Here is a 7550-nt window from a genome sequence, read left to right on the forward strand (position 1 = left end):
GACTTTCTCCGCACGTGCGCCGGGACCTGGACGGCTGCCGGCTGGCGCGCTGATCTCAGTCAACTGTACAAGCCTGGGAATCTGCTTGGGTGATGTGGATGAAGAACTCGCGGTTGCCGCTGGGGCCGGGCAGCTGGGTCTCGACCCACTCGTGGACGCAGGCTCCGGCGGCTGTGGCGGCCTCAGCGACGGTGTCGATGGCGGCCTGGCGTTCGGCTGGGTCGGTGACGACTCCATGTTTGTTCACGGCGTAGCGGCCGCGTTCGAACTGGGGTTTGACCATGAGCAGCAAGGTTCCGCCGGGCCGGGTGACGGCCAACAGCGGTTCGATGAGCAGGGTCAGGGAGATGAACGACACATCGGCGACGATGAGGTCGACACCCTGTGAGTCTGCCGGCAGACCGGACAGCTGGTCGCGGGTCAGGTGCCTGAGGTTGGTGCCCTCCATGTTCGTCACGCGGTCATCGTCCCGCAGCTGGTCAGCCAGCTGGTCGTGTCCGACGTCGACGGCGTAGACGTGTGCGGCGCCGGCGGCGAGCAGCACCTGAGTGAATCCGCCGGTCGAGGCACCGGCATCGAGGCACACGGCACCATCAGGCAAGTCTTCGAGGCCGAAGTCGCGCAGTGCACCGAGCAGTTTGTGGGCGCTGCGGGCGACCCACGGGTCCTCACCGGAGATCTCGATGACGTCGGCAGCACTGACCTTCTGGGAGGGCTTCTGCGCAGGCTGGCCGTTGACGAGCACATGGCCGGCCGCGATCTGCCGGGCCGCCCGGTTGCGGCTGGCAGCCAGCCCGCGGGTGACAAGGGCCGCGTCGATGCGCTGCAGCGGCTGGCTCATAGGGAGGACAGGCCGCGTTCCATCTCCTCGAGCAGGCGCCCGGCCTGGTCGAGGGCGGTGGCGTCATCCGCCTGGTCGATGGCGTCGACGGCTTCCTGCCAGCTGGCGGTCTCTAAGGCACCGGCGGCTGCGGCGGGGCTGGCGGCCGGGCCCAAGGCGGTGGGCTGACTCATGGGTTCTCCTGGGAGTCGGTGGCCGGGCGGAAGAGCTCGGGCAGGCGGGTCAGGATGAGGTCGGGCCGGGAGCCGGGCTCGGCTGCCTCGACGTCGTCGACCTGGTGGATGCCGGTGAGCACGAGTGCGGTCGGGTAGCCGGCTGCCTTGCCGCCGGCGATGTCGGTGTCGAGCCGGTCGCCGATCATGAGCGGCCGGCGAACCCCGATCGCGGCAGCGGCCGAGGAGATCATGAGGGCTGAGGGCTTGCCGGTCACGGTCGGGGTGACCTCGGTGATGGTCTCGACGATGCGCACGAAGGAGCCGTTGCCCGGCATCGGGCCGCGGTCGGTGGGCATGCTGATGTCGCGGTTGGTCGCCCAGTAGGCGGCACCGGCGCGGATCGCCTCGCAAGCGGCGGCGAGGTCGTACCAGTTGAGTTCGCGGTGGAAGCCCTGCACAACGGCCACCGGGGTCTCAGCCGAGTCAGCGGCGATCGGGTTCAGGCCGTTGTCGCGCAGGCAGTCGGCCAGTGCCGGTGAGCCGATCGCCAGGATCGGGGCCGCAGCCGGGAACTCGGCGGCCAGCGCCCGTGCAGCGACCTGCGCGGAGGTCGTCACCTGGTCGGCTTCGGCCGGCAGGCCGTAGGAGCGGATCTGGGCGGCGATGTCGGCTGCGCTGCGCGAGCCGTTGTTCGTCACGAACCCGTATGCGATCCCCGCTTCGGCCAGCCGGGTGAGCGTCTCATGCGCCCCGGGCACCACCTCGGGACCGGCGTAGATGACCCCGTCGAGATCGAACAGGACGCCATCGACGTCGCCGAGGTGGGCGGCGGCTGCCAGCAGCGGCTCACCGGTGGTCGTGGGTGCGCCTGGGTTCATTCGGGTGCCTCCTGGTGTTGCAGACGGCTGGTGCTCACGGCCTCAGAAGAGGGTCTCCTCCTGCGGCGGCTCCTCTTCATCGGATGCCTGGGTGCCGGCGTCGGGTTCGATGCCGGCCTCGACGAGGATCTCCTCGAGTTCGGCTTCGATCTCGTCTTCGAACGACATCGGCGCAGCCGGCTCGGGGGCCGGTTCGTCGGCCTTCTCGGCAGCGGAGTCCGCGCCCGAGGCGTCGGCTGGCTCTGCAGATGTCTCACGTGCATCGTCAGCCGCCGGCCCGTCCGGCTGCTCGGTGTCAGCGGGCTCTCCCGGTGGCGTGTCGGCTGCTTCGTCAGCGGCAGGCGCCGCGGCCGGTTCTTCACCAGCGGAGTCGTCTGCCGTCTCAGCGTCTGCTGCGGGCTCGGCAGCGGTTTCGTCTGCGCTTTCGCCGGTGTCTTCGCTGTCGGTTTCCTCGTCGGGCAGCTCGTCGATCGTCATGATCTCGACGTCGGCGTTGGGGTCGGGCTCCTCGTCGCCGTACATAACGTTCTTCATCTTCGCTGTCCGGCGGGCCAGCTGCTCGTACTTGTCAGCCAGTTCGATCTCACCGTCGATGCGCAGCAGATCCGCGTATGCCGACAGCAGCCTCACGGTCGCTCCAGCCGGGTGGCCGGTGAAGCCGGCGCTGCTGAGCACGGTCTTGGCTTTCTCATTGTCGCCGAGGTCGCTGTGGGCCCCGGCCTTGACGATGAGCAGCTCGATGCGCACCGACGGGTCGAGATCGGCTGCCTCGAACTCCTCTGCGACTTCGATGGCCTTCGCCGGGTTGCCGCGGCCGCGTTCGCAGTCGGCCATGAGTGCGGCGTTGTCGTTCGAGCCGGTGATGCGGCGGTGGGTGCGCAGTTCGCGCAGCGCCTCACCGTAGTTCTCCAGCTGGTAGGCCACGATCCCGACGGCTTCGCGGACGGCGCCGATGCGGGCTGCACGGCCGAGGGCAGCCTGTGCGTGTTCGTAGGCGAGCTCGGGTGCGACGTCGACGAGCTGGCCTGCGGCAACGAGGTGCTTGGCGACGACCTCGGCGTTGGTCTTCTCCAGCGGGCGCAGCTGCCGGCGGGCCTCGGAGTGCAGCTCCTTGCCGGTGATGCCCTCGGGGATGGCCGGCTCGTGCCGGCGTTCGCGGCGGGTGCCGCCCCGCTCCCGATCATCGCGCTTGCGGTCGTCGCGGCGCTTGTCATCCCTGCGGAAGTCCTTGCCGCCACGCCGGTCGTCCCTGCGGAAGTCTTTGCCACCACGGCGATCATCGCGCCGGAAGTCGTTGCCTCCGCGGCGATCGTCACGTCGGCGATCGTCACGTCGGAATCCTTCGCCACCACGACGGTCGTCGCGACGCCGATCGTCCCGGCGGAACCCTTCGCCACCTCGGCCCCGGTCATCGCGGCGGAAGCCGTCACCACCACGGCGGCCATCGCGCCTGCGGTCATCGCGAGGACGGTCATCACGCCGCTCGTCGCGCCGGAAGTCCTTGCCACCTCGGCCGCGGTCGCCGAAGCCACGATCATCACGCTGCGAGCGGGGCTTCTGATGGTGCTTGCCGCCGCCGCGGGGACGCTGATGCCCGCCGTCGTCGCGGCGCGGGCGGTCCTGTGATTCGTCGTCAGACTTCGACACTGTGCTCCCTATGTGGCTGTCGGTGAGATGCCCGCCCAGTCTATCGCCCCGGTGCGGCCGGGAAAGAATTCACGCCCGCGTCATCTTCCTCTCAATTCAGCGCCCACCTGGGCTTCTAGTGTCGGTATCTGCCCATCTGCTCTCAACTGGAGAACCTGCATGCCTCGCTTCATCTCGGGGCTGACCGCGCTCAGCGTCGTCAGCCTCACCGCCCTGGCTCCCGTCGGCCTCATGCCTGCCACGGCCGCCAACCCCGACTACTTCACCTCGCATTCGGCTCCCGGAGCCGAGGTGGAGCTCTCGGTGCTCGGATCGCACCGCGCTGACATCTTCGACGCCGGGGCCGCGGAGATCGTCGCCCACTACGCGGCCAAGCAGCAGACGCTCGTCGTCAACGCCGAAGCCGGCACCGTGCAGGTCCTCGACTCCTCCGACCCGGAGAAGCCGACCGCAGTCACCGAGCTGAAGACAGCGGGCATGAGCTCTGCTGACGGGGCCTCGGTGCCAGCCGGTGCGGTGGCGAACTCGGTGGCGGTGCGTGCTGACGGCCTGGCTGCCGTTGCGCTCGAGGCGCCGACGAAGACCGACGACGGCTGGGTCGGGTTCTTCGATCTGTCCGGTGATGAGCCGAAGCCGCTGGGTGCGGTGCGCGCTGGTGCACTGCCGGATTCGGTTGTCTTCGATGACGAGGGCACGCACGCGGTCATCGCCAATGAGGGTGAGCCGGCTGAGGACTATTCGGTCGATCCGGAGGGCACCGTCAGCGTCGTGGCCCTGCCCGAAGCGGTCCAGGCTCCAGGCCAGGAGGATGTCAAGACTGCAGACTTCCGGGCCTTCGAAGGTGACGCCCTGCCTGAGGGCGTGCGCGTCTTCGGCGGCCGTGAGGATGCCGGCACCGGCACCCCGAAGCACCCGGTGTCGGAGAACCTCGAACCCGAGTACAGCACCGTCATCGGTGGCAAGGCGTATGTCACCCTGCAGGAGGCCAATGCGATCGCAGTGGTCGACCTCGCCTCGGCGACGACGGAGAAACTCATGCCGCTGGGCACCCAGGATGTGTCCGAGGTGCCCTTCGATGTGTCGAACAAGGATGACAAGATCAACCGGGCGAACTGGCCGGTGCAGTCGTTCTTGCAGCCGGATACGATCCGTTCGATCGAGATCGGCGGACGCGACTACCTGCTGACGGCCAATGAGGGCGACACCCGCGACTGGGACGGTTACTCCGAGGAGATCCGGGTCAAGGATCTCGGCAGTGAGAAGAAGGGCCTGGCTCCGATCTGCGAATCGGTCGTCGAGGGCGTGACGAACCCGGATGGCTCTCCGATGACGATCGAGGACCTGCAGAAGGAGGAGAACCTCGGCCGCCTGACGATCACCAAGGCCGATGGGCTGAATGAAGACGGCAGCTGCTACGAGACGATCTACGGAGTCGGCGGTCGCTCGTTCTCGATCTTCGACACCGACGGCAAGCAGGTCTTCGACTCTGCTGATGATTTCGAGCGCATCACCGCAGAGGTGCTGCCGAAGAACTTCAACTCGAACAACTCCGAGTCGAACTTCGACAACCGCTCCGATGACAAGGGCCCTGAGCCCGAGGCGATCGAGGTCGGTCAGATCGGTGAGAAGACCTATGCGTTCATTGGCATGGAGCGCATCGGCGGGATCTTCGTCTACGACATCACCGATCCGGCGAAGTCCGAGTACGTCACCTACCTCAACAACCGCAACTTCGCCGTCCAGCCTGAGGACAATGTCGCCGAGGCAGGGGACTCCGGTCCGGAGAGCATCGTCTTCGTCCCCTCGGCAGCTCTCAAGTCCGATGGCGCTGCAACCGCCGGTGAGGCCGGCAATGCCGGCATGCTCATCGTCGGCAATGAGGTGACCGGGTCAACGACGTTCTACGCCGTCGACTCCAGCCTCGTCGGAGACGACCCGACCGAGGAGCCGACGGCCGATCCGACAGACGACCCGACTGGTGAGCCCACGGATGATCCAACGGGTGAACCGACGGACACGCCGACCACCGACCCGACCGGCGAGCCCACCACGGAACCGACCGGTGAGCCGACCCAGCAGCCGACCGACAGCCCGTCGGCCGAACCCTCGCCGAAGCCCAGCGATGAGCCCGGTGATGACGACAAGGGCAGACTGCCGCGCACCGGTGCCCAGATCGGCGCGCTGGCTGGCCTCGGAGCCCTGCTGGCAGCAGCCGGTGGTGCCGCTGTGTGGATGGCGCGCCGCCGCAGCAGCTGATCTCTGACACCGATATCGGGTCCGCATCACGTCGATGCGGACCCGATTCGTCTGTCCCGTTGCTAGGCTTCACCTCATGCAGCACACCGATGTGATGTCCCTTGAAGAGATCTGGCCGCCGTACGCACTGACGATCGCGTGCGGGAACATGACCCTCTCCCCCGTACGCGATTCCGATCTGCCCGAATTGGCAGCCCTTGCCACCGGAGGCGTGCAGACACATCCCGGCGCATTCATTGTTGATTGGGATCAGGGAGCTGCAGCCGAGGTCGCCCGGAACCTGGCGACCTACCACTGGCGCACCCGCGCTGCGACGAACCCCGACGAATGGACTCTTGAGCTCACAGTGCGCGTCGACGGCGAAGCTGTCGGCGTGCAAAGCGCTGGCGCTCGTGCCTTCGCCAAGCGCCGCACCGTGGGCACAGGATCCTGGCTGAGTAAAACGCATCAGGGTCGTGGCATCGGCACCCGGATGCGTCAGGCGCTTGCTGTCACCTGCTTCGATCATTTCGGCGCCTGCGAACTTGCGACGTCCTACTTCGAAGGGAACAACTCGAGCCGGCGGGTCTCGGAAAAGGTCGGCTATGTCGATAACGGCTCAGTCATCGACGTCTCGGCCAGCGGCTCCCATGTCGGGCGTGAGTACAACATGCTGCTGACCCCGGATCGACTCGTCCGCCCCGACGAGGAGGTCACAGTGACCGGCGCAGAGGTGGTCGCTGAATTCCTGCAGCTGCCCACCGCTCCAGGAGTTTCTGAGCACTGAGCTGTCGGTTCAGCTGAGCTTGGACAACAGGGGCGGCAGGACGTCTTCGATGTCTCCGTCGAGGACGTCATCGGCCCAGGCGTCGAAGGGTGTCGGCTCGGCATTGACGATGTAGCCGACAGCGCCGTTCTCGATGGCCAGTGGGAACAGTGATGCCACTGGGGTGACGTTGAGGCTGGTGCCGACGGCGATGATGACCTCGCAGTCCTCGGCGGCGTCGATGGCTGCATCGAGGACGTCCCCATCGAGCATTTCGCCGAACAGGATCGTCGTGGCTCGGATGATCCCACTGCAGTCGGGGCAGCGCGGTTCGATCTCTCCGGCACGCACCCGGTCGATCATCTCCTGCATCGGCCCGGTTGCCTGGCAGTCCTCACACCGCCAGGTGCGTACATTGCCGTGGACTTCGTGGACGAGCTCAGGAGAGCTGCCGGCCATCTGGTGCAATCCGTCGACGTTCTGGGTGATGATGCCGCGCACTCGGCCGGTGCGCTTTTCGAAGTCGGCGATCGCGGTGTGGGCCTTCGTCGGTGCGGCTTCCCAGAAGCGCGACTGCGAACGGTACTGCCATGCCTTCTGCCGGATGGAGGCGCTGCCGAGGTAGTGCGACAGGGTCGAGGTGAGCCCGGCTTCCGGATCCTTCGTCCAGATCCCCTCCGGTCCGCGGAAGTCCGGGATGCCGGCGCCAGTCGAGATCCCGGCGCCGGTGAGAAACGTAATTCGATCCATGCCCTAAGAGTATGCGCACCCGGTGATCGATAGAACCGGGCTCCGGTCGACGAGTCGATGTGTTGCATGGTCAGCAGACCATGCTGTGAATGACGAAGAGCCCTGACCGCCGTGGTCAGGGCTCTTCGGGTAAAGATAATTGCGGCGGTGTCTTACTCTCCCACACCCTGTCGAGTGCAGTACCATCAGCGCTGGCAGGCTTAGCTTCCGGGTTCGGAATGGGGCCGGGCGTTTCCCTGCCGCTATAGCCGCCGCAAAACCATGTGTGTTGCTGGTTT

Annotated in this window: 7 protein-coding genes and 1 rRNA gene; 2 read left to right on the forward strand and 6 right to left on the reverse strand. The window is 66.9% G+C overall.

What is annotated here, in order from left to right:
- Window positions 1–55 precede the first annotated feature (55 nt).
- From HLA91_RS08680 to HLA91_RS08695, 4 genes are read right to left on the reverse strand one after another with little or no spacing between them, the layout of a single operon-like run.
- A complete protein-coding gene (locus tag HLA91_RS08680; protein ID WP_170274334.1) occupies window positions 56–841 on the reverse strand; it encodes a TlyA family RNA methyltransferase in 786 nt (261 codons plus the stop codon).
- Entirely contained in the window at window positions 838–1014 is a 177-nt protein-coding gene (locus HLA91_RS08685) for a hypothetical protein (RefSeq protein ID WP_170274335.1), read from the reverse strand. The genes HLA91_RS08680 and HLA91_RS08685 overlap by 4 nt, the downstream gene beginning before the upstream one ends.
- Window positions 1011–1874, reverse strand: coding sequence for an HAD-IIA family hydrolase (locus HLA91_RS08690; RefSeq protein WP_170274336.1), 864 nt, complete (start codon window positions 1872–1874; stop codon window positions 1011–1013). Before HLA91_RS08690 ends, HLA91_RS08685 begins: the two co-directional genes overlap by 4 nt.
- 42 nt (window positions 1875–1916) lie before the next feature.
- On the reverse strand, window positions 1917–3521 hold the full coding sequence (locus HLA91_RS08695) for a tetratricopeptide repeat protein (protein ID WP_170274337.1): 1605 nt from the start codon (window positions 3519–3521) through the stop codon (window positions 1917–1919).
- Between the two features lie 159 nt (window positions 3522–3680).
- On the opposite strand from HLA91_RS08695, the gene HLA91_RS08700 reads away from it, so the two are divergent.
- Window positions 3681–5777: a choice-of-anchor I family protein gene (locus HLA91_RS08700; protein ID WP_204514185.1), complete on the forward strand. Its 2097-nt coding sequence runs from the start codon at window positions 3681–3683 to the stop codon at window positions 5775–5777.
- Window positions 5778–5853: 76 nt separating this feature from the next.
- On the forward strand, window positions 5854–6543 hold the full coding sequence (locus HLA91_RS08705) for a GNAT family N-acetyltransferase (RefSeq protein ID WP_239557029.1): 690 nt from the start codon (window positions 5854–5856) through the stop codon (window positions 6541–6543).
- A gap of 9 nt (window positions 6544–6552) precedes the next feature.
- Here the strand turns inward: HLA91_RS08705 and HLA91_RS08710 are convergent, their stop codons facing one another.
- Complete coding sequence (locus tag HLA91_RS08710) at window positions 6553–7272, reverse strand: SIR2 family NAD-dependent protein deacylase (RefSeq protein ID WP_170274339.1); 720 nt, start codon at window positions 7270–7272, stop codon at window positions 6553–6555.
- A 139-nt stretch (window positions 7273–7411) separates the two neighbouring features.
- Window positions 7412–7528, reverse strand: a 5S ribosomal RNA gene (gene rrf / locus HLA91_RS08715).
- Window positions 7529–7550: the final 22 nt, after the last annotated feature.

It is taken from the genome of Brevibacterium luteolum, from assembly GCF_013004595.1.
Taxonomy (GTDB): Bacteria; Actinomycetota; Actinomycetes; order Actinomycetales; family Brevibacteriaceae; genus Brevibacterium; species Brevibacterium luteolum.

What these genes read in the sequence shown, in the direction of transcription:
- HLA91_RS08680 (WP_170274334.1), bottom strand. Translation starts at nt 841, where the DNA reads ATGAGCCAGCCGCTGCAGCGCATCGACGCGGCCCTTGTCACCCGCGGG.
- HLA91_RS08710 (WP_170274339.1), bottom strand. Translation starts at nt 7,272, where the DNA reads ATGGATCGAATTACGTTTCTCACCGGCGCCGGGATCTCGACTGGCGCC.
- HLA91_RS08685 (WP_170274335.1), bottom strand. Translation starts at nt 1,014, where the DNA reads ATGAGTCAGCCCACCGCCTTGGGCCCGGCCGCCAGCCCCGCCGCAGCC.
- HLA91_RS08700 (WP_204514185.1), top strand. Translation starts at nt 3,681, where the DNA reads ATGCCTCGCTTCATCTCGGGGCTGACCGCGCTCAGCGTCGTCAGCCTC.
- HLA91_RS08705 (WP_239557029.1), top strand. Translation starts at nt 5,854, where the DNA reads ATGCAGCACACCGATGTGATGTCCCTTGAAGAGATCTGGCCGCCGTAC.
- HLA91_RS08690 (WP_170274336.1), bottom strand. Translation starts at nt 1,874, where the DNA reads ATGAACCCAGGCGCACCCACGACCACCGGTGAGCCGCTGCTGGCAGCC.